Raw genomic sequence first — 23,559 nt, forward strand, 5'->3', positions numbered from 1 at the left:
AATTGGACCCTGCGGCGGTGGCGTCAGCGCCTAGCTTGGGCGTCATGTCCTACGACGACGACTACGACAATGGCTTCTACGACGGCTACCACGACCACAGTTATTCAATGCTGCGCTCGTCCATGCGCGTGCGAGTGACGGCGCTGACCGTGCCACCGACGACGCGCACGTTCGACATGTCGCAGCGGGCGTCCGAATCGCAGCTCATCGATGCATTCCTGCTGGCGACCGGGCATTCAGAACTCGGCGAGGCGCATGACTACGACAGCTACCAACGAGAAGTCCGATCAGTCACGTTCGGTGCCGACCGCACGATCGACGTTCCCGGCGTCGCTGAAGGATGCCTGGTTGACGTGATGAGTTCACGAAACTCAAAGGTCGGCGAACCGCGCGTACAAATCGTCGACGACGACTCAGCCGCACGGACCTCGGGGCCATGGCAGAGCGCACCCGCGCCGTTGCGGAACGCGCACGTGCAACAGGAGCTGACTCGCATGTTCGGAGTCGTGTTGCCTGAGGTAGACACCTCCGGCGCCGCTGAATTGTCCCGCGAGTTCGGCGCTTCTCCACTGACGTCGCTGCTACTCACCCTGCCGCCGGCGCGGCGCCTTGCCCTTCGCGCCCATCTGACGGATTCCGGGCTCCTCGAATCGCCGCCACTGGACGCGAAGACCGCTCGACTACTGATGAGTGGCGTGAGCTGGCTGACCCACCGGCTCGGGCCAGAGGGCGTCGAGCAGGACGAGCACGGCGGGTTCCCGGAGTGGCTGGCCCGCGAGGCGGAAACGGCAATGGAGTGGGTTCCCGCATCCGGGTCTCCGCCGTCGCCAGGGCATGCTCTGCTCGGGCTCGCACGGTCTGCCCACTTCACTCGAAGGCTGAAGGGGAGCATCATGCCGACAGTGAAGTCGAGAGCGATCAAGGAGAAGCCGCTGCGCGCGCTCGAGGATGTACGGCGAACACTCCACCCGGGGCGGGGCGTCTACACCTGGGGTCCGGACCACGCGAGCACCCTGGCGCTGCTCGCGATCGCCGATGGCAGCGGGGCAGCTGTCGACGGAGTCATCGATCAGGTCGCGGCGGGGCTGCGAACGCTCAAGGGTGCGGGGGATGGCTCGGAGCAAGAGGCGCGGGAAACTGTCCGAGGGCTGATGGAGACGCTGGCCCCTCTCGGCGGCCCCGGGAGTTATGGAATGCTCACTCCACCCGTGCGTGCCTTTGCCCGGATGCAGCTGTTCTGATGCCTCTACCGGCAGGGAAGCAACGCATGCATACTGTAAGCATGCCGAACGTGCTGATCCGCGACCTCCCCCCTGAGGTGCACGCCGTGCTGACCGCGCGCGCCGAGGCCAATGGTCAGTCGCTGCAGCAGTACCTCACGCAGGAGCTCACCCGCATTGCGCGCACGAAGACGAACGCAGAGCTGACCGCCGCCATCACCGCCCGCGGCGACAGGATCCACCTCACAGCTGAGGAGATTCTCGACGCAATCCATCGCGGGCGCGCCGAATGATGTTTGTCGTGGACGCGTCCATTGTTCTCGATCATCTTCTTGGCGATCTGGATGCGGCAGTGTCGGGGCGGATCGACAGTGCAGACCTGGCCGCGCCCGATCTGCTCGATGTGGAAGTCGCGTCCGCGCTTCGAGGGCTCTGGCTTGGCCGAAAGGTCAACACCGGGCGACTGCACGCGACGGTCGACGACCTCGCCCATTTCGAAGCCTCCCGGTACTCATCCAGCATGCTGATCCCGCGCGCGATGCAGCTGCGAGAGAATCTGTCCACCTACGACGCGACGTACGTCGCCCTCGCCGAACTGCTGGAGTGCGCGCTCTTGACCCGGGATCGACGCATCGCCGACGCCCCAGGCATCCGCTGCGCCGTCCAGGTGATCTGAGGCCGCGGGACCGCGCCACGGTTGCTCGCGCTGCTGATCTGCAAGCCGCGGGAGTTCTCCGCCGACGAGCTCAACACGATGCTCCGCGAGACGCGTCCGCCGAAGGTCAACGACTGGTTCGTCAACTACATCGCCAAGAAGACCCCGCTCGCCGAGGAGATGCGACTGCTCTGGTTCGGTGATGCCGACCCGACGGTCACCGCCGCGGCCTGGTCTCTGACATCCGAGCGCGTGGCGAAGGCGCCAGACGGCCTCGACCTGGCACAACTATCCGACTCCCCCGGGTTGCACGTCCCCATTCGCACCGATCTGGATCAACGAGATCGTGCGGCGGCGGGAAGGATGAGGCGGGCGGGCACCACCCGGATACGCTGGAGCTATGTCTGATTCACTCCCGCTGTGCCCCGAGTGCTCCAGTGAGCATGCCTATGAGATGGGCGCGTTGCTCGTCTGCCCGATGTGCGGCCACGAATGGTCGCCATCCGACGCATCGGATGCATCCGAAAGCGGCGAGCCCGCCGCGACGGTCGTAAAAGATTCTGTCGGCAACGTTCTCTCCGATGGCGACACGGTCACCGTGACGACGAGCATCAAGGTCAAGGGATCGCTGAGCATCAAGGCGGGAACGAAGGTGCGCGGCATCCGCCTCATCGATCCCGTGAACGGACACGACATCGACTGCAAGATCGACGGCTTCGGCGCCATGCTGCTGAAGTCGAGCGTCGTGAAGAAGGTGTGAGGCATGAGCACCCACATCGCCGCCGCCACTGGCGAGATCGCCCCCATCGTCCTCTTCCCCGGTGACCCGCTACGGGCGAAGTGGATCGCTGAAACGTTCCTTTCCGACGCGGTGCTGTACACCGAGACCCGCGGGATGCTGGGATTCACCGGCACGTGGAACGGCCACCGCGTCTCGGTACAGGGGTCGGGTATGGGTCAGCCGTCGATGGCGATCTATGCCAACGAGCTGTTCAACGAATACGACGTACAAAAGATCGTGCGCGTCGGCTCGTGCGGGGGCCTGACTGAGAAGGTCGGGATGCGCGACATCATCATCGCAAACGGCGCCTGCACCGACTCCGGCATCAACCGCGTACGGTTCAACGGACTCGATTACGCACCGGTCGCCGATTTCGCGCTGCTGCGCGCTGCCGTCGAGGCGAGCGAGGAGATGCCACTTTCCTCGAGTGTTCACGTCGGGTTGCTGTTTTCGAGCGACCAGTTCTACAGCACCCGCCCCGAGCTGAACGAGGCCTTCGTCAAACACGGCGCCCTGGGCGTCGAGATGGAGACGAGCGGGCTGTACACACTGGCGGCGTACTACGGCCGTCAGGCTCTCAGTATCTGCACGGTCTCGGACCACCTCGTGACCGGCGAAGAGACGACAGCTAAGGAGCGCGAGCAGACCTTCGGCGACATGATCGAGATCGCGCTGCGCGCAGCGACCGCCGCTGGCTGACGGCGCCGGTCAGCTCAGTGGGGGATGATCGAAGAACCATGACTTCCTCCGTGCGCCTCGATCCGACTTCCCTGCGCGACGATGCAGGAGCCATTGACCCGGATGCCGTGTACATGGCGTTCGTCGAATGGGCCGAGTCCACCGGTATCCAGCTCTACCCGGCGCAGGATGAGGCGGTCATCGAGATCGTCTCGGGGCAGAACCTGATCCTGTCGACGCCGACCGGTACCGGCAAGTCGCTTGTCGCCATCGGTGCGCATTTTTCCGCGCTCGCCGAGGGACGCCGCAGCTACTACACCGCGCCGATCAAGGCTCTGGTGAGCGAGAAGTTCTTCTCGCTCGTCGACACGTTCGGGCCCGAGAATGTCGGCATGATCACTGGCGATTCCTCGGTGAACGCGGACGCGCCGATCATCTGCTGCACAGCCGAGATCCTCGCGAACCTCGCGCTGCGTCAAGGGCCAGCGGCCGATGTCGGCCAGGTCGTGATGGACGAGTTCCACTTCTATGCCGACCCCGATCGTGGGTGGGCATGGCAGGTGCCGCTGCTGACGCTGCCGCAGGCGCAGTTTGTGTTGATGTCGGCGACGCTCGGCGATGTCACTGCGTTGGCCGAAGATCTGACCCGTCGAACCGGCCGTGAGACCGCGACGGTGACCGGTGTCGAGCGGCCGGTGCCGCTGCACTTCTTCTATGAGATGACGCCGATCCACGAGACGGTGGAAGATCTGCTGGGTACCAGCCAGTCGCCGATCTATGTCGTGCACTTCTCGCAGGCCGCGGCCATGGAGCGCGCACAGGCACTGTCGAGCACGAAGATCGCGACGCGCGAACAACGTGATGCGATCGCCGCGCTCATCGGTGAGTTCCGCTTCACGACGGCGTTCGGCAAGACGCTGTCCAAGTTCCTGCGTGCAGGCATCGGCGTGCACCATGCCGGCATGCTGCCGAAGTATCGGCGGCTCGTCGAGCAGCTCGCGCAGCGCGGGATGCTGCGCGTCATTTGTGGCACCGACACTCTCGGCGTCGGCATCAACGTGCCGATCCGCACGGTGCTGTTCACTGCGTTGACGAAGTTCGACGGCACCCGGATGCGGCAGCTGAACGCCCGCGAGTTCCACCAGATTGCCGGCCGCGCCGGGCGCGCGGGGTTCGACACCGCGGGAACTGTCGTCGCCCAGGCGCCGGAGCACGAGACGGAGAACGCCGCGGCGATCAAGAAAGCCGGAGACGACCCGAAGAAGAAGCGGAAGCTCATCCGCAAGAAGGCTCCGGACGGATTCGTGTCATGGGGAGAGCCTTCATTCCGCAAGCTCGTGGATGCCGAGCCGGAGACACTCACCTCCCACATGCAGATCACGAGCGCGATGATGCTCAACGTGATCGGCCGCGGTGGAGATGTGTTCGGCAATATGCGCGCGCTGGTATATGAAAACCACGAGCCACGTGCGCGGCAGCGGATGCTGGCGATCCGAGCACTCGGGATCTATCGGACACTGCGCGAATCGGGCATCGTCGAGCAGTCCGCCGACGGAACGATCAGCCTCACTGTCGACCTGCAGCCGAACTTCGCGCTGAACCAGCCGCTGTCGCCGTTCGCGTTGGCCGCGTTCGAACTACTCGATCCGGATGCCGCGACCTTCGCCCTGGACATGATCTCGATTGTGGAAGCGACGCTGGATGACCCGCGGGCGGTGCTGAGCCAGCAGGAGTTCCTCGCACGGGGCGAAGCCGTTGCCGAGATGAAGCGTGAGGGCATCGAGTACGACGAGCGGATGGAGCGGCTCGAGCAGATCACGTACCCGAAGCCGCTCGAGGAGCTTCTGAGCGCGACGTTCGAGACATACAGCGCCGCTCAGCCGTGGATCCGCGACTTCGAACTGCATCCGAAAGCCGTCGTGCGCGACATGTACGAGCGAGCCATGTCGTTCGGGGAATATGTCGCGTACTACAAGATCGCGCGGTCAGAGGGAGTGGTGCTTCGATACCTCTCGGATGCGTATCGCGCGGCATCGCAGACCATCCCGGAGGACCTCAAGAGCGAAGACCTGCGCGACCTGATCGAGTGGCTCGGCGAGCTCGTCCGCCAGGTCGACTCCAGCCTCCTCGATGAGTGGGAAGAGTTGCGCGCCGGAATCGATAACGGCGTGGTCGACCTTCCACGCCATGATGACGAGCCGATCGTGCCGCCGGCGCCGAAGCGTCTGACGAGCAATGTGCGCGCCTTCCGGATCTTGGTGCGCAACGAGATGTTCCGGCGGGTACAGCTCGCCGCCCGCGAGGACGTCGATGCGCTGGCCGCGCTCGACCCCGCTTTCGGAGCGGATGCCTGGGATGCCGCCCTCGACGGCTACTTCGCTGACCATGACGAGATCCTGACCGGGCCGGAAGCGCGTAGCTCGAAGCTGCTGCTGCTCACCGAGGGCGCGACCAGTTGGACTGTGCGTCAGATCATCGACGACCCCGCCAGCGATCACGACTGGGGTATCGCCGCGACGATCGACCTCGCCGCGTCCGATGAGGCGGGCGAGGCCGTGGTCACGGTGAGCGGGGTTAATCGGCTGTAGCCGCGGCATCCGGCATTTTCGGTCGCACGATCCGGGGGTAAACACCCGATACGGAGGGCTGGATGCCACAATGTGGCCTCCAGATCGCGCGAAGACCTCCGGATTGGCACGAATCGGGCGTGCCTGCGAAGGGCTAGTCCCGCCCCTGCACCACCAACACCGCGCGCAGGCTCTCAAGCTGCGCCTGACTCACTCCGTGTGCCAGCAGGAAAGCCGCAATACTGCCGTACTCACATTCCAGAGCGTCGAGTGCGTCGGCGAGAAGCTCGGGCGGTGAAGCCGTGGCGCGGTGGGCGACGATTCCGGGTAGGTTCTCGACGTCAGCATCTGCAAAGAGATCAGCGAGATACTCAGGCCCTAGGTGGCTCTGGGATGCCGCGAAGTCATCGAGTATCAGCGCGCGGTCGACCCCCAACACATCCAGTACAAAAGCGCTGAGCATGCCGGTGCGGTCCTTACCAGCGGTGCAGTGAATGAGCACGCCTTGCTCGGCCTGCTCGGCGATCGCCGCGAATGCGGCGACCAGAGATGGGGCGAAATCGCCGGTCATATACGTGTAAAGCTCGGGCAAACCATCGAAGGTGATGTCCCGCAGCCGGTCGTCGAACACCGGCATCTCTCGCACGGCGAGGTCGTCATGCCGCCAGGCCCCGGGGGTGCGGTCGCGCTCTCCCCTATCGCGCAGGTCGATAACGCAGGTGACGCCGAGTCCGGCGATCAGATCGCTCGCATGTGCGCGCGCGGCGAATGGTGCTGCCGAACGCCACATCAGGTCGTCACGCACCCACTCTCCGCTGCTGGTGGGCAATCCGCCCACGGGGCGCAAATTATGTAGGCGTGCAGTGGTTTCAGCGGGGAGCGTCATGCTCGCCCTCCTCTCGAAATGCGGTCTTTCGTACCGGAAGTACCGGAACGCTAGCGATGAGTTCGCGGGTATACGGATGCTGCGGCGCATCCAGCACCTGCGAGACGGGTCCGTGCTCGACGATATTTCCCGCCGACATGACGGCTGCATCGGCGCACAATCCGTCGACGATTCCTAGGTCGTGCGAAATGACGGCAATGGTCAGTTCTTCATGGGCGACTAGTCGCCTAAGAAGCCGCAGCACATGGGCGCGCACCGACACATCGAGCGCGCTCACGGGTTCATCGGCGATAACAACTTTGGGTCGCACGGCGAGCGCACGAGCAATAGCGACCCGCTGACGCTGACCGCCCGAGAGTTCTCGGGGAAGCCGCTGTCCGACCTCTGCCGGAAGTTCAACGGCGGCCAGCAACTCGAAAGTTCGCGCCTCAGCATCCCACTTCGGCCGCAATGCACGCACGGGTTCAGCGATGATCTTGCCTACTGGCATCCGGGGATTCAGCGATGTGAACGGATCTTGAAGTACGACCTGAACGCTGCGGCGAAACTCTCGCGCCCGACGACCGCGCCCGGTTGGAACCGGTTCGCCGCGGTACAAAACCGTTCCAGATGTCGGGCTTTGCAGCCCGAGCATGATGCGTGCGAGCGTGCTTTTACCCGATCCTGATTCACCAATGATGCCGAGGTTACGACCCGATTCAATCGTCAGGTTCACACCATCCAGCGCCGGTCGCCGCATGCCGGGGTGCACCATCCGCACGTTTTCGGCCCTGAAGAGTTCGCTGTTCATGCGGCCACCGCCACACGGGTCTTGACCTGCGGCTGCCATCCTGTCGCATACGCCGCATCAATGAGATCGGCGGTGTACCCCTCCCGCGGGCGCTGGATAAGCTGCTCGGCGGTACCCTCCTCGATGATTCGCCCCGCGCGCATCACGACAATGCGATCGCAGTGCGACGCGGCAACGGCCATGTCGTGTGTCACGAGCAAACTGCCGGCGCCGCTCTGCTGAACCAGGTCGCCCATCAGGTCGAGCACCTTCGCCTGCACCGTGACATCAAGCGCGGTGGTTGGTTCATCAGCCAACAACAGCGACGGACTCGTCGACATGGCCATCGCGATCATGACGCGCTGGCGTTGTCCGCCGGAAAGTTCATGCGGGTACCGACGAATCATTGATTCTGGTTCAGGAAGCCCCACGCTTTCCGCCAGGCGAACGGCGGTTGCTCTAGCATCCGCACGGCGCAGCAGTCCGTGCGCTCGCAGCGGTGCAACGAGGTGTCGACGAATGGGAAGCAGCGGGTCGAGCGCGCTCTGCGGCTCTTGAAACACGCAGCCGACCCGCCGACCTCGCAGGTCTCGGAGCGTGCGCTGGTCGGCGCCAATTATCTGCGTACCCTCGACCGTGATACTGCCACTGACCTGTCCGCGCGCAGGCAGCAGCCCGAGCACCGACATACAGGTGAGTGATTTGCCTGATCCGGATTCACCGATCAGCCCCACTCGCTCTCCTCTTTCGACTCTTAGCGATATCCCATCGACGAGACGGCGGTCGCCGATGCTGATTGTGAGGTCGCGGATATCCAAGAGAGTCATGCGGTCACCTTCTCGGTGTCGGGGGCGGAAACAGTGTCGGGGACGGATGCAGCATGTCGGCGTTGCGCACGCGTGACGGGCCTGCTGCGCTGGCCGGGTTCGAGGGCATCCCGCAGCGCATCGCCCAGCAGTGCGAACCCAATCACGAGAGTGGTGATCGCAAGGCTCGGGGCAATCAGCACTTCGGGGCGCACGAGCACCTGTGACTGCAGGTCGGCAAGAGTCCGACCCCACGACGGCGTCGGTGCAGGGGTTCCGAAACCGAGGTACGAGAGCCCGGCTTCGGCGAGCGCGGCAGCCGCAAGGAGCTGCGTGGCGCGAATCAGAAGCGTGGGTGCGACGTTGGGCAAGACGTGCCGCGAGAGGATACCCAGGGTGCCGACCCCGCCAGAAGAGGCGAGCGTCACGTAGTCAGCGGCGAGCGCACCACGCAGTTCGGGCACCATCGTGCGGGCGATGACGACGGCGCCGCCGAGGCCGATCGCGACGGACGAGGCCCAGAGGCTTGCTCCATATGAGGTAACCAGGATGATGGCGAGCACCAGCGTGGGGAAGGCAATGGCCACATCAATTGCTCGCTCGAGGGCTGCCCCCAGTCGCCGCCCCGCGAGGGCGGTCGCCATAGCCAGCGGCAGGCCCACCGCCACGGCGATCGCTGTGGCAAGCACGGTGGCAGTCATAGTCGATTGGGCACCGGCAAGCAGAATGCTGAAGAGATCACGCCCTCCGGCATCCGTTCCCAACAGGTGTTCTGGCGAGGGCGGCAACCAGCGGTTGATCGGGTCGAAGGCGGCCGGGTCATAGGGCGTCCACACCAGCGAGAGCAGGGCTGCCAACGTGGGAATCGCCACGAGCCCGAGGCCGATGGCGCCCAGCGGATGCCGGATGAAACGAGTGATCACTGGGTCCTCCGGATACGGGGGTCAAGAACACGGGAAAGAGTGGTGAGTGCCATCGTGCTGATCATGACGAGCGCGGTGAGCACGAACAGGGTGCTTTGAATAGAGACGATGTCTCGGTTACCGACATCCGCCAGCAGCATTCCTCCGACACCAGGAAGCGCGAAGAGCTGCTCAACAATGACCGATCCCATGAGAACGCCAGCAATTTCGAGCCCCAGCACGCCGAGCAACGGAAGCGACGCATTGCGCAGGCCCTGTCGCAGCAGCACTGAGCTGAGCGGCCATCCCTGGGCGAGCCCGGTTCGCACCCAGTCCTTCATGAGCACGTCGATGGTGGCGCTGCGCACGAAGCGCACCAGTACTGCGGCCTGCCCGATGGCGATGGCCGTTGCCGGGAGGATGAGTGAGCGCAGCGCTTCTGCGGGGTCGGCCCAGCGATCAGCGGGGAAGCCCTGCACCGGCAGGAGGCGTGTGGGAAGAGCGACAGCGACGACGAGCAACAGCCCCAAAACGAAAGTGGGAATGGCTGCGGCGAGCTGGCTGAGCCCCGCAATCGCACGACCAAAAGCGTTCTCGCGATATACCGCCGCGAGAATGCCGACGGGGAGAGCGATGACGACGCTAAGCAGCAGGGCCAAGATACCCAAGGGCACGGTGACCTGTAGTTTCTCGCCGAGTTCTGCGGCGACCGCGCGACCGTCGAGCCCGGAGACTCCGAGGTTGCCGGTAAGTACGCCGCCGATCCAGTCGAAGTACCGCTCCCAGATGGGTCGGTCTAGGCCCAGTTGGGCGCGCAACGCGAGAATCTGTTCGGGCGTAGCATCCATCCCGCCCAGCATCGCGGCCTGGTCTCCTGGAAGGATCGCCAGAAGGCCGAAGATCACGATGCTCGCGGCAAACAGGGAGAGCAGCAGGATGCCGATCTCTCCGAGTACTTCGGCCACGACGTGCCGGGCGCGAAGGAGTTCTTCGCGCCCGGCACGTGGCCGGCTCAAGGTCGCCGAGATGGTCACGTTACTCCGCGACGGTGATACCGCTGACGCGGAAGTTGTTCGAGATGCGATCCACAGGGAATCCGGCAACGTCGGCATTCGCGACAACGACGGTCTGCGCCGTGTAGAGCCAGTCGCTAGCCGAGTCCTCAGCAACCAGGGTGACGAGTTCGCGCATCTTTTCGTCGCGTACGTCGGTGGTGGTGGCTGTGCGCGCTTCGGCAACAAGAGCCTGTGCCTCGGCGTTGTCGTAGCTCCAGTAGTAGTTCGGGTTGCCGTAGTACGTGGCCGTCGACGGGTCGACGTGCAGCACCATCGTGAGCTCGAACTGCTTGTTCGTATAGGCGTCTTCGAGCCAGGTGGCGAACTCGACGGTATCGATCGTGACGTTGACTCCGATGTCGGCGAGCTCAGCGGCGATGAACTCGGTGATGATCGTGTCGTAGGTATTCGACACGGTCAGCGTCAGGTCGAGGTCGCTGTATCCGGCTTCTGCGAGAAGATCTTTCGCAGCTTCCGGGTCGAACGGCGCCGACTCAGTCATGTCTACGAACCACGGGTCGCTCGGAACCGTGATGCTTCCGGCTTCAGTAGCCTGACCGACGATCTCGGCGAGTTCTGACTTGTCAATTGCCTGGCGCAGGGCCTGGCGTACGCGCTGATCTGACAGCGACTCGACAGTGTGGTTGAACCCGAGGGTCATCCAGCTGGTCGAGTCACCCTCGACAACCTGGAAGGCGTCGTCTGCACCAAACAGTTCGGCTGTTTCCGCTGTCGCTCCGGCGATCATGTCGATCTCGCCGCTCTGCAGAGCGGTAGATGCGGTGGTCTCATCGGAAATGTAGTGGAAAACCACACCGCCGTTTGCGGGAGCGTCACCCCAGTAGTCGTCGGCCGGCGTGAGGGCGAGGGTTGCGCCGCGGTTCCACTGGTCGAGCGTGTACGGGCCCGTGCCGTTGGTTTCGGACGCAAGGTCTGCGTCAGACGCACTGGACACAACGTATCCGGCAGCGGTGGTGAGGGTGTCCAAGAAGTTAATGTCGCGCTCTTCGAGCGTGATCACGACGGTGGAGGCATCGGTTGATTCGACGCTTGCCACCTGGGTCATACGCTTGGCATCCGGGTTGACCGATCCTTCGGCGCTGGCGGCCTGAAGGGATGCCACGACGTCATCCACGGTCATGGGCGTTCCATCGTGGAATGTGACGTCGTCACGAACGGTGAAGGTGTAGGTCAGGCCGTCTTCGCTGACCTCCCACTCCGAGGCGAGCGCCGGAACGATCTGGAGGTCTTCGGTAATACCGACGAGACCTTCGTAGACGTTGCCCCGCATGACTTGCACGAGGCCTGCGCCCGAGGTGGTGGTCACATCGAGGCTGGTGGGTTCGAGGCCGACGCGGATGTCGACGATTGCATCGGATGCGACCGAGGTGGGGTCACTCGCCGGTGTAGTTGAACCTGCACCGGTCGCACAACCGACCAGGAGGATTCCGCCGAGGACCATACCGGTCGAGGCGATCATTCTGCGCATGACGTACCTTTCTCTTGCAGGTAATTTTTCGGATCCCTGCGTGCTGTGATCAAGACGTCTATATGTCTACGGATCGTCGATGACGCGATGAGGAGTTTCAGGTGAACGGTATGCAAAGTGGTCGTAGCCGCGTGGACAACAGCGGGCCGGTTTACCGTCGGATTGCGACAGAGCTGTGGGAAGAAATTCAGTCGGGTGCGCTCGCAGCCGGTTCACGGTTGCCCAATGAAGCCACGCTCGCCGAGCGCTTCGGGGTGGCTCGACTTACCCTGCGTCAGGCGATTATCGAACTGCAGCGCCTGGGTGCCGTCGAGATCCGTCGCGGCGTAGGGACGTTCGTCGTGTCCCCTCCCGATCTGGTCGAGATTGTTGCCACCCTGCCGCGATCCCGTCAACAGTCGGATGCCACCGCCGACGCCCTCGATTCGGCAGCACTCCGGCGCTCCGCAGCCCCCGTGCGCCAAGTGGATGAGCGGGTTTTGTCGTTCGGGCCTGCATCTGGTTCGCTCGCCGAAGAAGCAGCTGGGCACCTGGGGATTCCGGTCGCCGATATGCACCGGATCGACACTGTGATGGTGCGCGGGGGGCGTCGCTGGATCGCCAACTCGTACTGGCACTCTGCGCAGTGGTCGGGGGTACTGGATCGGGTCGGTGAACACGGCCTCGTCGTGCGCGCATTCGCCGATGGATTCGGCCTTGACCTGCGCTATTTATGGCGCGCTTTTAGTGCTGTTGCCGCCGATTTCGACGACGCCGATGTGCTCGATGTGCCCCCGGGAACCGCGCTTTTGGTGCGCGATGGCGTCTCCGCCGATGCGGATGGAACCCCCGTGTTTTATGTGCGCCGCCGGCTACGCGGCGACGAAGCGAAGTTCGTGCTGCGCTACGACAACGACGCACTCTGAGGGTTTGGGCGCTGCCCGCGGCATCTGAATCTCAGGACTTCGCACGAATCGGTTCGAGCTTAGCGCCCGGCGGCGGCGATGATGCGAACTACGGCATCCTGCGTGAACCGAAAGACTTCAGCATCCGCCGTCATCCGCTGCTCGAAAGGCACGACACGCACGCGGTCAGCCGAGATATCAACCGTCGCTCCGCCGTATGCGTCGATGGCAGATTCCTCGGTGCGGCGATCAAAAGCCCGGGCGATATTTGCTACCCCTGGGGCGACGACGATCGGCACCCCACACACGGTTTCAACAACCGGCAAGTGGTAGTGACCGCTCAGGATGACCCGAACATCGGTGCCTTGAATCGTTGACAACAGCCACGCGGCATCCTGCTCATCGAGGCAGAGAGCCTGCAGGAGATCGGTCTGCGCGTCAATCGGCGGGTGATGCACGACCACGACGGTGCCGTGTTCGGCCGGGCTGTGAACCGCCTGTTCAAAGAATTGCTTCTGTGCCTGATCGATGGCGCCGTACCCTCGGCCAGGCACCGAGCTATCCAGCACGATCACTCGCCAGCCGCCGTGCTCTGCGACTGAGGCGATAGGGGCATCTGCACCTTCGAGGATCTGCTCGTCAGCATCCGGTTGTCCGCCACCAAGCACCGCGCGGAAGGGGGCACGGCGATCATGGTTCCCCATCGCAAATACCGCACGCGCGCCGTGCTCGCGCGCCCGTTCGCCAATCAGATCACGAGCGCGCCGGTACGAACCCTCAGACCCGTCTTCGCTGACATCGCCCGAGCACACGACCAGATCGAAGGGGCGATCTGCCATATGCGCGAGCGTCAGGCGTAGCCGTTCGGCAGTGTCGACGACCCCGTAGTGCAGGGTGTCATCCCCGAAGAGGTGGGTGTCGGTGAGGTGCAAGATTCGCAAAGCAGACATGACACGAGGTTTACCTCGTGGAGGTTAACAAAAAGTGCGAGCCTGGGCATCCGAAACGGAGCACTCCGCACGAATGGGAGGAGCGGATGCCCCAATTTGGCTCCGGATCGGGCGCAGGCCTCCCGACCGGGCGGTGCTACCAGGGGCCTTCGGCTGAGGTCGGTCAGGTCGTGATGGACGAGTTCCACTTCTACGCCGACCCCGATCGCGGGTGGGCGTGGCAGGTGCCGCTGCTGACGCTGCCGCAGGCGCAGTTCTCGGCGCGTCCTGTTCCGGCGCCCGTCCTATGCGCGCATCGCGTCCGCGAACCACGACGTGATCGTGCTCGGGTGGGTGATCGCCGTCCCGACGCAGACGGCCCACGCTCCGGCATCCCGAGCAGCGGTGACATCGGCCGGCACACGGACGCGCCCCTCGACGATCACCGGCTTCCGGCACCGTTCGACGATCTGCGCAATGAGGTCCAGATCCGGACCCGCCGACTTCGGGCGCTCTCCCGTGTATCCCGCCAGCGTCGTCCCGAGGATGTCCGCGCCGGCAGCCTCAGCCGCGAGCGCGTCACCCAACGATCCGCAGTCAGCCATGACCAGCACGTCGCTCCTCGCGCGCACACCCGCGATCGTCTCCGCGAGAGTGAGCCCATCCGGACGAGGACGGCGCGTGCCGTCGATCGCGACCACGTCGGCCCCCGCTTCCACGACCGCGAGCGCGTGCTGCAGCGTGGGCGTGATGAAAACCGCGTCGTCGCCGTCCTTCCACAGGCCGATGATCGGCACCTCGAGGTCGGATGCTGCGCTGATGTCATCGATGCCCTGCAGGCGGATGCCGGCGGCTCCCCCGATGACGGCGGCGCGGGCTATCTGAGCCATCGTCGCCGGATTACGCATGGGCTCTCCCGGATATGCCTGGCAGGACACGATCAGTCCTCCGGCCAGAGCTTCTAACACCCCGTGCTTCATCGCTGCTCCCGTCTTGCGAGCGCCAGTGCGCCCTGTGTGCCGCTCGCCGCGAAGCGCAGCCGATCACCGTAGTCGGGCGTCAGGAGTTCGCGGACGGCCCTGCCGGTCGGCAGCGATTCCTCAAGGATGCTCCCGGCGAGCACCACGGGCCCGTCCTGGGCCCACGAGAGCAGCCCGGACACCGTCCGGACCAGGTGCCGGGCCGCCTCATCGACGATCTCGGCCGCATCTGAGGACCCTTCGTCGCATGCCAGGGTGATGAGAGGAGCGAGCTCCGCGAGAGCCAGTGGCCCCGAATCATTCACGACCCGGATCAGAGCCGAAGCCTGCGCCTCCCCCGGCCATGCCTCCGCGCTCTGCTGCACTCCGGGTCGCATCGTCAGGCCGAACTGGTCGATAACCAACGATGCGAGCGTCGAGACCCGTCCCTCCTGCAATGCCGCCAGCGTCGCACGCACCGCAGCGCGTCCAAGCCAGACCCCCGCGCCTTCATCGCCGAGCAGCCATCCATAGCCTCCGCGGCGCTCAACCACCTGCCATCCGTCGATCAGCGCTGCAGAGGCGCCCGTTCCTGCGATGAGCACGACACCGGTATCTCGATCGGTCGCTGACGCGTAGGCGGCTTCGAGATCCGAGACGATGCGCGGAACTCCGGCCAGGCCGCACTGCGCCCACGCCGCGTCGAAGCCGGCCCGTCGCGCGGGCTGCTCTCGCAGCGCAGTGCTCCCGGCCATCCCGATCACGCCTCCGCGGATCCGTGCCGGATCCAGGTCGCCGAGCGCTGCGCGCAGCGCGGCGGCGAAAGCGAGGTGCGCCGTCTCAGGCTGCGACACGGGATTCCCCCCGGGGGCCGTCCCCTCTCCGCGCACGGCACCGGTGGCATCGGCGATGACGATGCGCGTCGTCGAGCCGCCGAGGTCGCCTCCGAGGACCAGATCGCTCATCTCACCCACCTGTGATGGCCGTCCGGGTCATGGCTGTGCCACTGCGGCGACGGCACGATTCCACTCCCGCAGCCGGACCGCGGTATCGAGGACGCGCTCCGACACCGGGTCCTCAAACTTCGGCGCATGCTGCCACGCTGCTTCGAACTGCGACAGCTGCTCGTTGAAGGCATCGACGTCGAGTTCTGATTCCCAGGCCGCCTCCAGCGCGTGCACCCAGCGAGCCCAACGCTCGCCGTAGTAGCCCGAGATGAGACCACTCCAGTGTTTGCCCGCATAGTCCTGGATAGGAAGACCCGGCGCGAACCACGAGGTGTTGATCAGCGTGGCGTCGTGCACGAGGATCTGCTCCTCCGCTTCGCTCGTCGCCCAGCCGCGTGCCGCGTCCAGCCAGGTGCGGAACCGATAGCCCGGGTAGCGGTCTGCGAGCTCATCCATCGACCGGATGCTGTCGAGCAGTGCACCCGCCGCCTCGTCGAACTCCGCTCGATCGCGCTTGACGAAGGCCGAGCGCGCACGCATCTGGATGCCGTTCGCCGTGCGGGAGAGCACCTCCAGTCCGAGGTCGACGATGTCGCGCTCGAGCCCTGGTGTCGCGCCGTCTGCGAGCGCTGCCTCGATGAGCAGTTCCCACGCACGGATCATGTCGGCCGAGAGATCCTTCGGCTCGAAGTCTTCCGTGGTGTTGCCCGTCCATTCAGCGGCGAGGTCACCCTCCACGCGCGGGCGGCACATGATGACCGAGCGCACAGGACCGGTGCGCTCACCGTGTGTGTACACCTCTCGCAGGAGAATGCGCCAGGCCTCGCGGATACCATCATCCAGCCGTCCGTAGCGGATCCGCGCATAGTCGTCGATCCACGCATCCAGATCGATCGCCTCACGGCGCCACACGGCATCGGCCATCAGTTCGTAGGCGACCGGGTCATGGTCGAGGGCCTCGGGTGAGAGGCCGATGCCGGCCATGCTCCGCGCGGGCTGGTTGAGAATTCGGAACGGCTCGTTCGCCACGAGGTCGAGCGCACCGTGCATACCGGGTCGACCCCCGAAGTTGTGCAGCATGGTCCATACCCAGGGACGACCCTCGAACTCCTCGGTCTTGTCCCACACCGGCGAGTGCTCGCCCCAGGTGTCCTGGATGAGCGTGTTCATGACGGGCATCTCGTTCAGCGCGGCGGTGATCCGTGCCGGCGTCCAGTACTCGGTGCGGTACTGGAAGGCCCAGCTCATGAGTACCCAGACCGCTGCAGGGTTGTGGCCGGTCAGCATCTTCGTGATCTGCGCGGCGCGCTTGGCGACCATCGCCGCTCCGGGCTCGACGCCGTCCTCAGCGGGGAGCTGCGGCAGGCCCTCGATGAAGGGGTCGATCGCGTAATAGCCGTCGCTGCCGAACAGTCGCTCCTGCTCGCGCAGCAGCGCACTGCCGAGCTTCTCGAACGTCGGGTCGTCGGTGCCGAGCACGTAGTTGAACCGGTCCATCCACTCGACCTCGAACGAGGTCTCGCCCTTGAGGATCTCCGGCACGTAGCCGGCGAATCCCGGCAGCACCGGCTTCATACCCAGGCTCCGCTGGCGATCCATGATGCGCTGTCCGAGCTCGACGTGCGAGTCGATCCATTCCACAGTCATCGGGCCACCGTGGTAGCGCACGGATCCATGCCAGGTGAACGGCAGGAAGGCCGCGCTCCCCATGAATGCGAGCACTTCTTCCTCGCTCATGCCGAAGTCCTGGAAGACGCGGTACCAGACGCCCTCGTTGCCGACAACGTTCAGCGGCAGATTGATGCCGTGCAGCGCCATCAGATCGACCTCGCGCTCCCAGCGCTCCCAGTCCCAGAACGCCGTCGTGTACGAGAACGTGCAGAAGTTCATGTGGTAACGGTGCTCCCACGGCGACGTGCGCTCGGTGAGCTCGAAGTCGGGAAGACGAGCGGGCAGCTCCACTGCTCCGGTATCGCGTGCGATCTGCAGGCCGCACGCGCTGCTCAGATAGAACCGCAGGGCAGAGGCGATCGCGACGCCGTTCGTGCCGCGCAGCGTGACGATTCCGTCGGATGCTGAGACCGCGAAGGAGTCTTCATCCCCTCCGGCGTGCGGATCGATCTCGACGCGGAAGTCAGATGCTCTGTCGCCCAGCAGGCGGTGAAGCAGGCTCTCGGATGCAGTCTGCGTATTCATGTTGGCAGTCAACCTTTCAGTGCTCCTTGTGTGAGGCCCTCAACGAAGTAGCGCTGGAGGGCGATGTAGAGAACGAGGATGGGCAGCACCACGATGATGGATGCCGCGGACAGCAGGGGAATGTTTATCGTGAACTCCCCGATGAAGAAGCCGAGGCCCGCAGGGGCTGTGCGCTTGGACGAATCCTGGATGAGGATCAGAATCAGCAGGAACTGCTTCCAGCACCACATGAACACCAGCACGGCGAGAGTCGTCATCGCCGGACCCGACAGCGGAAGCAGAACGATACGGAGGATCGTGGTCGAACGGGCTCCGTCGATCTGCGCTGCTTCCATGAGCTCTCTGGGCAGCGACGCGAAGTGCGTGTACATCCAGAAGACGCTGAACGGCATGTACAGCGCGACCTGCACGAGCACGAGACCGGTGAAGGTGTCCGTCAGCCCCACCGACTGCAGGTTGTAGTACAGCGGGATGATCACGAGCTCGATCGGGATCGTGAGGCCAGCGACGAAGAAGGCGAGTACGCCCTTGCTCCATCGCAGATTGAGGCAGGCCAGGCCGAAGCCCGCCAGCGTCGCGATGATCAGCGTGAGCGGAACGATGATGACGGCGAGGATGACGCTGTTCCAGAGCAGCTTGTCCATCCCGGCCGAAGTCCATGCTTCCGCGAAGTTCGACAGGGTGGGCTCGTCCGGCCAGCCGATCCCCTGAATAGCGCTGCCCGAAGGGTAGAGCGCCGAGAACACGAGCGCGACCAGCGGAACCATCGTGACGACGACGAGCACAGCGACGATGGCATAGGCGAGAGTGCGGCCGAGATGGCGAGTCATTCTTCCCTCGTGATTCGATTGACGATGAGAACGACGGCAAGGATCATCGCGCTCAGGCAGGCGCCGACGGCGGAGGCCAGACCGATGTCGTGCTCGGTGAAGGCGAGTCGGTAGATGACCAGGCTCGGCACCAGCGTGCGGTCGGCCGGTCCGCCGTTGGTCGTGGTGAAGACCAGGTCGAAACTCGCGAGCGCCGCAACGATCGTGATCGTGAGCGCCACGCGGATCTCACCGCGCAGGCCCGGCAGTGTCACGGCGAAGAACTCCTGCACTGGCCCGGCGCCGTCCAGGCGAGCGGCCTCGTACAGCGAGTGATCGATCTTCTGCACTCCGCTGGAGAAGAGCAGCATGCACAAACCGGTCATCACCCACGTGCCGATGAGACCGACCGCGACGAGGGCGAAGCCGAAGTCGGCGAGCCACGCGCGGGTGATGGACTCGAGACCGACCGCACGCAGCAGCTCGTTCAGCGGACCGCTGTCGGCGTACATCCATCGCCACACGATGCCGACGACGACGAGGGGGAAGATCTGCGGCAGGAACAGCAGCACGCGGGCCGCAGTCATCCAGCGCGATTTGATCTTGGCCACGATGCCGGCGACGAGAAGCCCGATGCCGATCGGCAGGATCGAGAAGAACGCCACGAGGATCAGAGCGTTGAGCAGCGTACGACGGAGCCGCTCATCGGCGAATACCTCGACGTAGTTCTCGAACCCGACCCAGGTGCTCGGCGAGATGCCGTTCCAGTCGTACAGCGAGTACTGCAGGGTCTGCACGGCGGGGATGATCGCGAAGATGAGGTAGAGCACAAGCGCGGGCAGGACGAACCCGTACCCGGCGATTCGAAGGCGACGACGCGGGCGCCGGCGCCGGGGCGACGACGTGGCCGTCACCCCGGCGCGCGGAGCGCGCGTTTGAACTGCAGAGGTCACTCGATCATTCCGAGTGGTACTCGTCGCGGAACTCCTGCAGCTCCGCGAGGAACGCGACGGGGTCGCCGCGGCCCGCCGTGAGCGCCTGGATTCCGGGTGTCATCCGGTCGATGATGCCGGGCGCTGCCGAGTCCGGGAAGCGCTTCATGCCGTCGTCAGCCATCACCGCGGCGAACGCGTCGAGCAGATCGCGGGTGGCGCCTTCTGCTTCGACCTTGGTATCGACGTGCGGGGGCATGTAGCCCTGATCGACGGCGACCTTTCCGCCCTCAGCGGATGCCATGTAGTCGAGGAACGCCACAGCGGCATCCGGGTGCTCGGTGCGGCTCGAGACCATGAACGCGACCGAAGATCCTGACATCGTGGCGGGAGAATCCGCCGTCTCACCGGGCATGGTGAAGAATCCGCCATCGTCGCCGAGCACGTCGTTGACCTGCGTGACCGCCCAAGTTCCGTTGAACAGGAACAGCGTGTCGCCCTCGACGAAGTTCGCTGTCGACTGCGCCTGGCCGTTCGCGTTCGCGTCGGCCGGGAGGTATCCGCGAGCAGCCCAGTCGGCGAGCTTCTCTGTGGCGGCGAGAGCGCCGGGACCCGTGATCGAGCCGCCTTCCTGGCCGTTGACCCAGGCTCGGAAGTCATCCGACGGCATCAGGACATCCAGCAGGTTGGCCCACAGGTGCAGCGTTCCGGTGTCGAGCCCGCCCGCCTCCATCGGCGTGTAACCGGCGGCGAGCGCCTTGTCCATCGCGTCTTCGAGGTCGCCGAGAGTCGCGATCGGCAGCTCGATGCCCAGCTCTGCGGCAACGGCCTTGTTCACGAAGATCCCGGTCTCGGAAAGAGCCGTCGGCACACCGTAGAGGTCTCCCTCGCCGAAGCGCTTGCCGTCGTCGCTGAACTCGGAGAACGCGAGGGCTGCACCGGGGAGAACGTCATCCCAGCCATAGGCCTCGCGGTACTGCTCGAGCGACAGCAGCTCACCGCCTGGTACGAGCTCTTTCATCACAACGCCGTACTGGGCGATGTCCGGCGGAGTGTTCGATGTCATCGTCAGGTTGACGCTGGTGTTGTACGCCGCAAACTCCGCGTACTCGGGTTCGATGGTGACCTGCGGGTACAGCTCATTGAACCCTTCGATGTACGCCTCGACCATCTCGCGAGGTGCGGTGGTCGCCATCCGCAGAGTGACCTCCTCCGGACCGATCTCCGTGGAGACCTCTCGATCCTCTGCACCGGCGCTGTTCTGCGTCGCCTGTCCGCCTGGGGCGCAACCTGCGATGGCGAAAACAGCGATCGCTGCCACCGACAGCTGCGCAAATCTGCGAAATTTCATCGACTACTCCGTCCGAATATTTTCCTGCAACGAGTTCCCGTTGCTCAAGATCACAACAACCCTAGGGATCTGGTTAAACACTAGGTGTACGCGATAAGCTAACAGCCATGACCGGAATCGTCAATACTCAGCACTGGGGCGTGAACAGCGTCGATGTCTGCATAGATATCGGTGGGACCGGCGTCCGCGCCAGACTGCTGCGCGCAAGCGATCATGCTGTGGTCAACTCTATGATTAGTTCCAAATCCCTCGGGGAGCTGGTCGCACAGCTTTGCGCGCTCGACATCCGCTGCGAACGCGTCGCGGTCGGCGCGACCGGAGTCTGGGGGGATGCATCGCGCTTCGATACCGCGGCTCTCCGTCCGCTCGGCGCTCACGAGGTGCGCATCGCAGACGATGGGCTGACCGCGCATCTGGGCGCCCTGGCAGGCCGCCCGGGCATCGTTGTGGCGATCGGCACCGGGCTCGTCACCGTGCGCATGACGGCAGATGGCTCGTTCACGCACATAGGAGGATACGGACTTCTGCTCGATGACCGCGGTTCCGGCGCGTGGATCGGCCAGCGCGCGGTGCGCGATGCCATCGACACCCACGAAGGCGTCAGCGACCACCAGAGCATCCTCGAGCTCTGCATCCGCGAACTCGGTCCGATCACGCTGTGGTCCGAACGCATTCTGAGCACCGGACCCCGCGCTCTTGCCGCGCTCTGCTCACCACTGGCACTGCATGCCCGCGAGGGCGACGCCGACGCCGCGGCGATCTTCACCGCGGCCGGAGCGCATATCGCTGACCGCCTGCACGCGGCAGTCAGGTCCGCAGCCACCGATGGCGAGACGATCACCACGACATTCACGGGCGGAGCGGCAGCCGCGCTCGATCTGCTCATGCCCGGGCTCAGGTCGCGCGCTCTTGACCTCCCCCTCGAATTCGTCCCTGCTGAGGGAAGCCCTCTCGACGGCGCTGAGCGCCTGCTGCGCATCGAGAATCCGTCCGCAGAATCAAAGCTGTTGCGCGTCATCACACACCGATAGGGTCAGATCGAACATGGTTGCCAAGTATCAGCAGATTCTGCACACACTCTCCTCGCGCATCGACACGATGAGCGCTGGCGATGCGTTGCCCAGCGAAGAAGAGCTGTCGAAGGAGTTCGGCGTCTCTCCTATGACGACCCGGCGCGCGCTCACGATCCTCCTCGACGCCAAGCGCATCGTGGGCATCCGCGGCAAGGGCACGTTCGTCGCGCAGCGTCCGATGACCAGAACCATGACGCTGATGTCCTTCAGCGAGGCGATGCGCTCTCATGGCCGGGTGCCGCACTCGCAAGTGCTCGGCATGTCGATGGAACCGGCCGACGAAGAGACCGCAGCGAGCCTGCAGGTTGCCGAAGGAACCCACGTCTACAGCATCCGCCGCCTGCGTTTCGGAGATGATGCGCCCATCGGCGTCGACGTGTCGACGCTGCCTGCCGACCGGTTCCCCGGGCTGCTCGGGCACGACCTCAGCGGTTCGCTCTACACGGTGCTGCGCGACCACTACAGCACGAGCATCGAGCGCGCGACCTCGCGGATCAGCGCCGTGCTGCCCGATGCCGAGACCGCCGGAATGCTGGACATCGAAACCGGCACGCCGTGCCTGGCGGTGAAGGCTACTGCCAAGGACGAACACGGCGCGATCGCAGAATCAACCAGATCGCTCTACCGCAGCGACCTGTACGAGCTCACCGTCGACCACCATCGCGAGGCACCACAGCAGTAACCACCTGCTCAGATTCGCATGGCGACGAGGACATTTCCGGCAGGATCGCGGAACCACGCCACCTCGCCCACGGCGGGATGCTGGGGCTCACGCCGCGCATGGGCGGAGGTCAGGCCATATCTCCGCGAGCGGTGGCCAGTTCCTGTCCGTAGACCCGCGCTGACTCCTCCGCGTTCTCCTTCAGCTCGCGCGCGGTGTCGGCGAACGCATCCGACCGGCGATCACGACTAGGGCATCGCCGCGACGATCGACCTCGCGGCGTCCGATGAGGCGGGCGAAGCCGTCGTCACCGTCACCGGCATGGATCGGCTGTAGGCCCCTTACTGCAGCCGGGGGTCCTCGGTCGGGTCTGCATAGGACTGCGGGCATCCGGCTTCGATAGCCTCCGGACGCAGCTCGTAATGCCACGACTCGTTGCTGTACGTCTGGCAGAGACCGTAGTTGGCGCCGTGCTGCGCCAGCCAGTCCAACGCACGAAGTGGCCCGATATCGACGGCCTCCCCGGTGACGTGGGAGGACGTCTCCGGCTTCGCCACCCAACGGGCTGCCTCCTCCTCCGATCCGTAGGTTACGACGGCCTCGCGCAGCAGTTGCGCCTGCAACGCCTGCGAGCGCCAACCGCTGTTCACCCAGAACTCGACACCGTCCGCTCTCGCATCCGTCGCTGCGCTGCGCAGCGCGGCGAGCAGGTCCGGTCGCAGGCCCTCCACTGCGGGAGATGCGTCATCGAAGACCGAGGGCTGCCCGCCATCGCGAATGGCCCCGTCCGCTTCCGTGACCTCACCCAATGCTCCTGCTCCGCTGATTGAGGCAGAGGACGGGGCGGATGCTACCGCCAACGACTGCTGCACCGCGAAAGCGGCGATCACCGCGAGGGCCAGAAACACGAGGGGGAGCAGGATTCGGCGTCGTCGACGCGCTGCGGGAGACATGGGGGTGGTGTTCATGTCTCCAGTGAACGCATCCGGCTGTTACGAGGCCGTATGCGT

Annotated in this window: 23 protein-coding genes and 1 pseudogene; 10 read left to right on the plus strand and 14 right to left on the minus strand. The window is 64.8% G+C overall.

The features are described from left to right. Positions 1-44 precede the first annotated feature (44 nt). From ACSU04_RS09835 to ACSU04_RS09865, 7 genes and pseudogenes are all read left to right on the plus strand, one after another. Positions 45-1,241 carry a hypothetical protein gene (locus tag ACSU04_RS09835; protein ID WP_439289288.1) on the plus strand — a complete coding sequence of 399 codons (1,197 nt, stop codon included), beginning with the start codon at positions 45-47 and terminating at the stop codon, positions 1,239-1,241. 41 nt (positions 1,242-1,282) lie between these two features. After that, positions 1,283-1,513: a FitA-like ribbon-helix-helix domain-containing protein gene (locus tag ACSU04_RS09840; protein WP_439289289.1), complete on the plus strand. Its 231-nt coding sequence runs from the start codon at positions 1,283-1,285 to the stop codon at positions 1,511-1,513. Between the two features lie 8 nt (positions 1,514-1,521). Beyond that, positions 1,522-1,896, plus strand: coding sequence for a type II toxin-antitoxin system VapC family toxin (locus ACSU04_RS09845; RefSeq protein WP_439289290.1), 375 nt, complete (start codon positions 1,522-1,524; stop codon positions 1,894-1,896). Positions 1,897-1,905: 9 nt separating this feature from the next. Continuing rightward, positions 1,906-2,242: pseudogene (locus ACSU04_RS09850) on the plus strand (DNA alkylation repair protein); the annotation flags it as partial. A 33-nt stretch (positions 2,243-2,275) separates the two neighbouring features. After that, positions 2,276-2,635, plus strand: a complete 360-nt coding sequence (locus ACSU04_RS09855) for a zinc ribbon domain-containing protein YjdM (protein WP_439280077.1) — start codon at positions 2,276-2,278, stop codon at positions 2,633-2,635. A gap of 3 nt (positions 2,636-2,638) precedes the next feature. After that, on the plus strand, positions 2,639-3,355 hold the full coding sequence (gene deoD / locus ACSU04_RS09860; RefSeq protein ID WP_439289291.1) for a purine-nucleoside phosphorylase: 717 nt from the start codon (positions 2,639-2,641) through the stop codon (positions 3,353-3,355). Between the two features lie 38 nt (positions 3,356-3,393). Beyond that, positions 3,394-5,922 (plus strand): DEAD/DEAH box helicase, encoded by a 2,529-nt coding sequence (locus tag ACSU04_RS09865; protein ID WP_439289292.1) that lies wholly within the window; start codon positions 3,394-3,396, stop codon positions 5,920-5,922. Between the two features lie 133 nt (positions 5,923-6,055). Here ACSU04_RS09865 and ACSU04_RS09870 read toward each other — a convergent pair whose 3' ends face one another. The 6 genes from ACSU04_RS09870 to ACSU04_RS09895 are packed head-to-tail and all read right to left on the minus strand — an operon-like array spanning position 6,056 to position 11,808. Further along, entirely contained in the window at positions 6,056-6,787 is a 732-nt protein-coding gene (locus tag ACSU04_RS09870; RefSeq protein ID WP_439280074.1) for a tyrosine-protein phosphatase, read from the minus strand. Further along, complete coding sequence (locus tag ACSU04_RS09875; RefSeq protein WP_439289293.1) at positions 6,771-7,577, minus strand: ABC transporter ATP-binding protein; 807 nt, start codon at positions 7,575-7,577, stop codon at positions 6,771-6,773. The genes ACSU04_RS09870 and ACSU04_RS09875 overlap by 17 nt, the downstream gene beginning before the upstream one ends. Continuing rightward, positions 7,574-8,383: an ABC transporter ATP-binding protein gene (locus ACSU04_RS09880; RefSeq protein WP_438252703.1), complete on the minus strand. Its 810-nt coding sequence runs from the start codon at positions 8,381-8,383 to the stop codon at positions 7,574-7,576. The genes ACSU04_RS09875 and ACSU04_RS09880 overlap by 4 nt, the downstream gene beginning before the upstream one ends. After that, positions 8,380-9,285 carry an ABC transporter permease gene (locus ACSU04_RS09885; RefSeq protein WP_439289294.1) on the minus strand — a complete coding sequence of 302 codons (906 nt, stop codon included), beginning with the start codon at positions 9,283-9,285 and terminating at the stop codon, positions 8,380-8,382. Before ACSU04_RS09885 ends, ACSU04_RS09880 begins: the two co-directional genes overlap by 4 nt. Further along, a complete protein-coding gene (locus tag ACSU04_RS09890) occupies positions 9,282-10,298 on the minus strand; it encodes an ABC transporter permease (protein WP_439289295.1) in 1,017 nt (338 codons plus the stop codon). Before ACSU04_RS09890 ends, ACSU04_RS09885 begins: the two co-directional genes overlap by 4 nt. Before the next feature lies 1 nt (position 10,299). After that, positions 10,300-11,808 (minus strand): ABC transporter substrate-binding protein, encoded by a 1,509-nt coding sequence (locus ACSU04_RS09895; RefSeq protein WP_439289296.1) that lies wholly within the window; start codon positions 11,806-11,808, stop codon positions 10,300-10,302. A gap of 110 nt (positions 11,809-11,918) precedes the next feature. Between ACSU04_RS09895 and ACSU04_RS09900 the strand changes: the two genes are divergently transcribed. After that, entirely contained in the window at positions 11,919-12,713 is a 795-nt protein-coding gene (locus ACSU04_RS09900) for a GntR family transcriptional regulator (protein ID WP_439280449.1), read from the plus strand. Between the two features lie 59 nt (positions 12,714-12,772). Here the strand turns inward: ACSU04_RS09900 and ACSU04_RS09905 are convergent, their stop codons facing one another. The 7 genes from ACSU04_RS09905 to ACSU04_RS09935 all read right to left on the minus strand — a co-directional run bounded on the left by ACSU04_RS09905 (position 12,773) and on the right by ACSU04_RS09935 (position 20,815). Then, the gene (locus ACSU04_RS09905; protein ID WP_439289297.1) at positions 12,773-13,642 is read right to left on the minus strand and encodes a metallophosphoesterase; all 870 of its coding nucleotides are present in this window, start codon (positions 13,640-13,642) and stop codon (positions 12,773-12,775) included. Positions 13,643-13,926: 284 nt separating this feature from the next. Next, positions 13,927-14,601 (minus strand): N-acetylmannosamine-6-phosphate 2-epimerase, encoded by a 675-nt coding sequence (locus ACSU04_RS09910; RefSeq protein WP_439280068.1) that lies wholly within the window; start codon positions 14,599-14,601, stop codon positions 13,927-13,929. Continuing rightward, a complete protein-coding gene (locus tag ACSU04_RS09915) occupies positions 14,598-15,545 on the minus strand; it encodes an N-acetylglucosamine kinase (protein WP_439289298.1) in 948 nt (315 codons plus the stop codon). Before ACSU04_RS09915 ends, ACSU04_RS09910 begins: the two co-directional genes overlap by 4 nt. A gap of 27 nt (positions 15,546-15,572) precedes the next feature. Continuing rightward, the gene (locus ACSU04_RS09920) at positions 15,573-17,723 is read right to left on the minus strand and encodes an alpha-N-acetylglucosaminidase (protein WP_439289299.1); all 2,151 of its coding nucleotides are present in this window, start codon (positions 17,721-17,723) and stop codon (positions 15,573-15,575) included. An 8-nt stretch (positions 17,724-17,731) separates the two neighbouring features. Beyond that, positions 17,732-18,553 carry a carbohydrate ABC transporter permease gene (locus tag ACSU04_RS09925; RefSeq protein ID WP_439280065.1) on the minus strand — a complete coding sequence of 274 codons (822 nt, stop codon included), beginning with the start codon at positions 18,551-18,553 and terminating at the stop codon, positions 17,732-17,734. Continuing rightward, positions 18,550-19,485: a carbohydrate ABC transporter permease gene (locus ACSU04_RS09930; RefSeq protein ID WP_439289300.1), complete on the minus strand. Its 936-nt coding sequence runs from the start codon at positions 19,483-19,485 to the stop codon at positions 18,550-18,552. The genes ACSU04_RS09925 and ACSU04_RS09930 overlap by 4 nt, the downstream gene beginning before the upstream one ends. Positions 19,486-19,489: 4 nt before the next feature. Further along, a complete protein-coding gene (locus ACSU04_RS09935) occupies positions 19,490-20,815 on the minus strand; it encodes an ABC transporter substrate-binding protein (RefSeq protein WP_439289301.1) in 1,326 nt (441 codons plus the stop codon). 107 nt (positions 20,816-20,922) lie between these two features. On the opposite strand from ACSU04_RS09935, the gene ACSU04_RS09940 reads away from it, so the two are divergent. Then, positions 20,923-21,846, plus strand: coding sequence for a BadF/BadG/BcrA/BcrD ATPase family protein (locus tag ACSU04_RS09940; RefSeq protein ID WP_439289302.1), 924 nt, complete (start codon positions 20,923-20,925; stop codon positions 21,844-21,846). Positions 21,847-21,859: 13 nt separating this feature from the next. After that, entirely contained in the window at positions 21,860-22,570 is a 711-nt protein-coding gene (locus ACSU04_RS09945; RefSeq protein ID WP_439280061.1) for a GntR family transcriptional regulator, read from the plus strand. Positions 22,571-22,890: 320 nt separating this feature from the next. Here the strand turns inward: ACSU04_RS09945 and ACSU04_RS09950 are convergent, their stop codons facing one another. Next, complete coding sequence (locus ACSU04_RS09950; RefSeq protein WP_439289303.1) at positions 22,891-23,517, minus strand: M15 family metallopeptidase; 627 nt, start codon at positions 23,515-23,517, stop codon at positions 22,891-22,893. Positions 23,518-23,559 lie beyond the last annotated feature (42 nt).

Source organism: Microbacterium sp. A84, assembly GCF_051842815.1.
Taxonomy (GTDB): domain Bacteria; phylum Actinomycetota; class Actinomycetes; order Actinomycetales; family Microbacteriaceae; genus Microbacterium.

Bases quoted from the DNA above. Each gene is read 5' to 3' on its own strand.
- ACSU04_RS09880 (WP_438252703.1), bottom strand. From the start codon at position 8,383: ATGACTCTCTTGGATATCCGCGACCTCACAATCAGCATCGGCGACCGC.
- ACSU04_RS09910 (WP_439280068.1), bottom strand. From the start codon at position 14,601: ATGAAGCACGGGGTGTTAGAAGCTCTGGCCGGAGGACTGATCGTGTCC.
- ACSU04_RS09925 (WP_439280065.1), bottom strand. From the start codon at position 18,553: ATGACTCGCCATCTCGGCCGCACTCTCGCCTATGCCATCGTCGCTGTG.
- ACSU04_RS09950 (WP_439289303.1), bottom strand. From the start codon at position 23,517: ATGAACACCACCCCCATGTCTCCCGCAGCGCGTCGACGACGCCGAATC.
- ACSU04_RS09865 (WP_439289292.1), top strand. From the start codon at position 3,394: ATGACTTCCTCCGTGCGCCTCGATCCGACTTCCCTGCGCGACGATGCA.
- ACSU04_RS09875 (WP_439289293.1), bottom strand. From the start codon at position 7,577: ATGAACAGCGAACTCTTCAGGGCCGAAAACGTGCGGATGGTGCACCCC.
- ACSU04_RS09900 (WP_439280449.1), top strand. From the start codon at position 11,919: ATGCAAAGTGGTCGTAGCCGCGTGGACAACAGCGGGCCGGTTTACCGT.
- ACSU04_RS09905 (WP_439289297.1), bottom strand. From the start codon at position 13,642: ATGTCTGCTTTGCGAATCTTGCACCTCACCGACACCCACCTCTTCGGG.
- ACSU04_RS09945 (WP_439280061.1), top strand. From the start codon at position 21,860: ATGGTTGCCAAGTATCAGCAGATTCTGCACACACTCTCCTCGCGCATC.
- ACSU04_RS09840 (WP_439289289.1), top strand. From the start codon at position 1,283: ATGCCGAACGTGCTGATCCGCGACCTCCCCCCTGAGGTGCACGCCGTG.
- ACSU04_RS09935 (WP_439289301.1), bottom strand. From the start codon at position 20,815: ATGAAATTTCGCAGATTTGCGCAGCTGTCGGTGGCAGCGATCGCTGTT.
- ACSU04_RS09870 (WP_439280074.1), bottom strand. From the start codon at position 6,787: ATGACGCTCCCCGCTGAAACCACTGCACGCCTACATAATTTGCGCCCC.
- ACSU04_RS09895 (WP_439289296.1), bottom strand. From the start codon at position 11,808: ATGCGCAGAATGATCGCCTCGACCGGTATGGTCCTCGGCGGAATCCTC.
- deoD (WP_439289291.1), top strand. From the start codon at position 2,639: ATGAGCACCCACATCGCCGCCGCCACTGGCGAGATCGCCCCCATCGTC.
- ACSU04_RS09855 (WP_439280077.1), top strand. From the start codon at position 2,276: ATGTCTGATTCACTCCCGCTGTGCCCCGAGTGCTCCAGTGAGCATGCC.
- ACSU04_RS09835 (WP_439289288.1), top strand. From the start codon at position 45: ATGTCCTACGACGACGACTACGACAATGGCTTCTACGACGGCTACCAC.
- ACSU04_RS09915 (WP_439289298.1), bottom strand. From the start codon at position 15,545: ATGAGCGATCTGGTCCTCGGAGGCGACCTCGGCGGCTCGACGACGCGC.
- ACSU04_RS09940 (WP_439289302.1), top strand. From the start codon at position 20,923: ATGACCGGAATCGTCAATACTCAGCACTGGGGCGTGAACAGCGTCGAT.
- ACSU04_RS09920 (WP_439289299.1), bottom strand. From the start codon at position 17,723: ATGAATACGCAGACTGCATCCGAGAGCCTGCTTCACCGCCTGCTGGGC.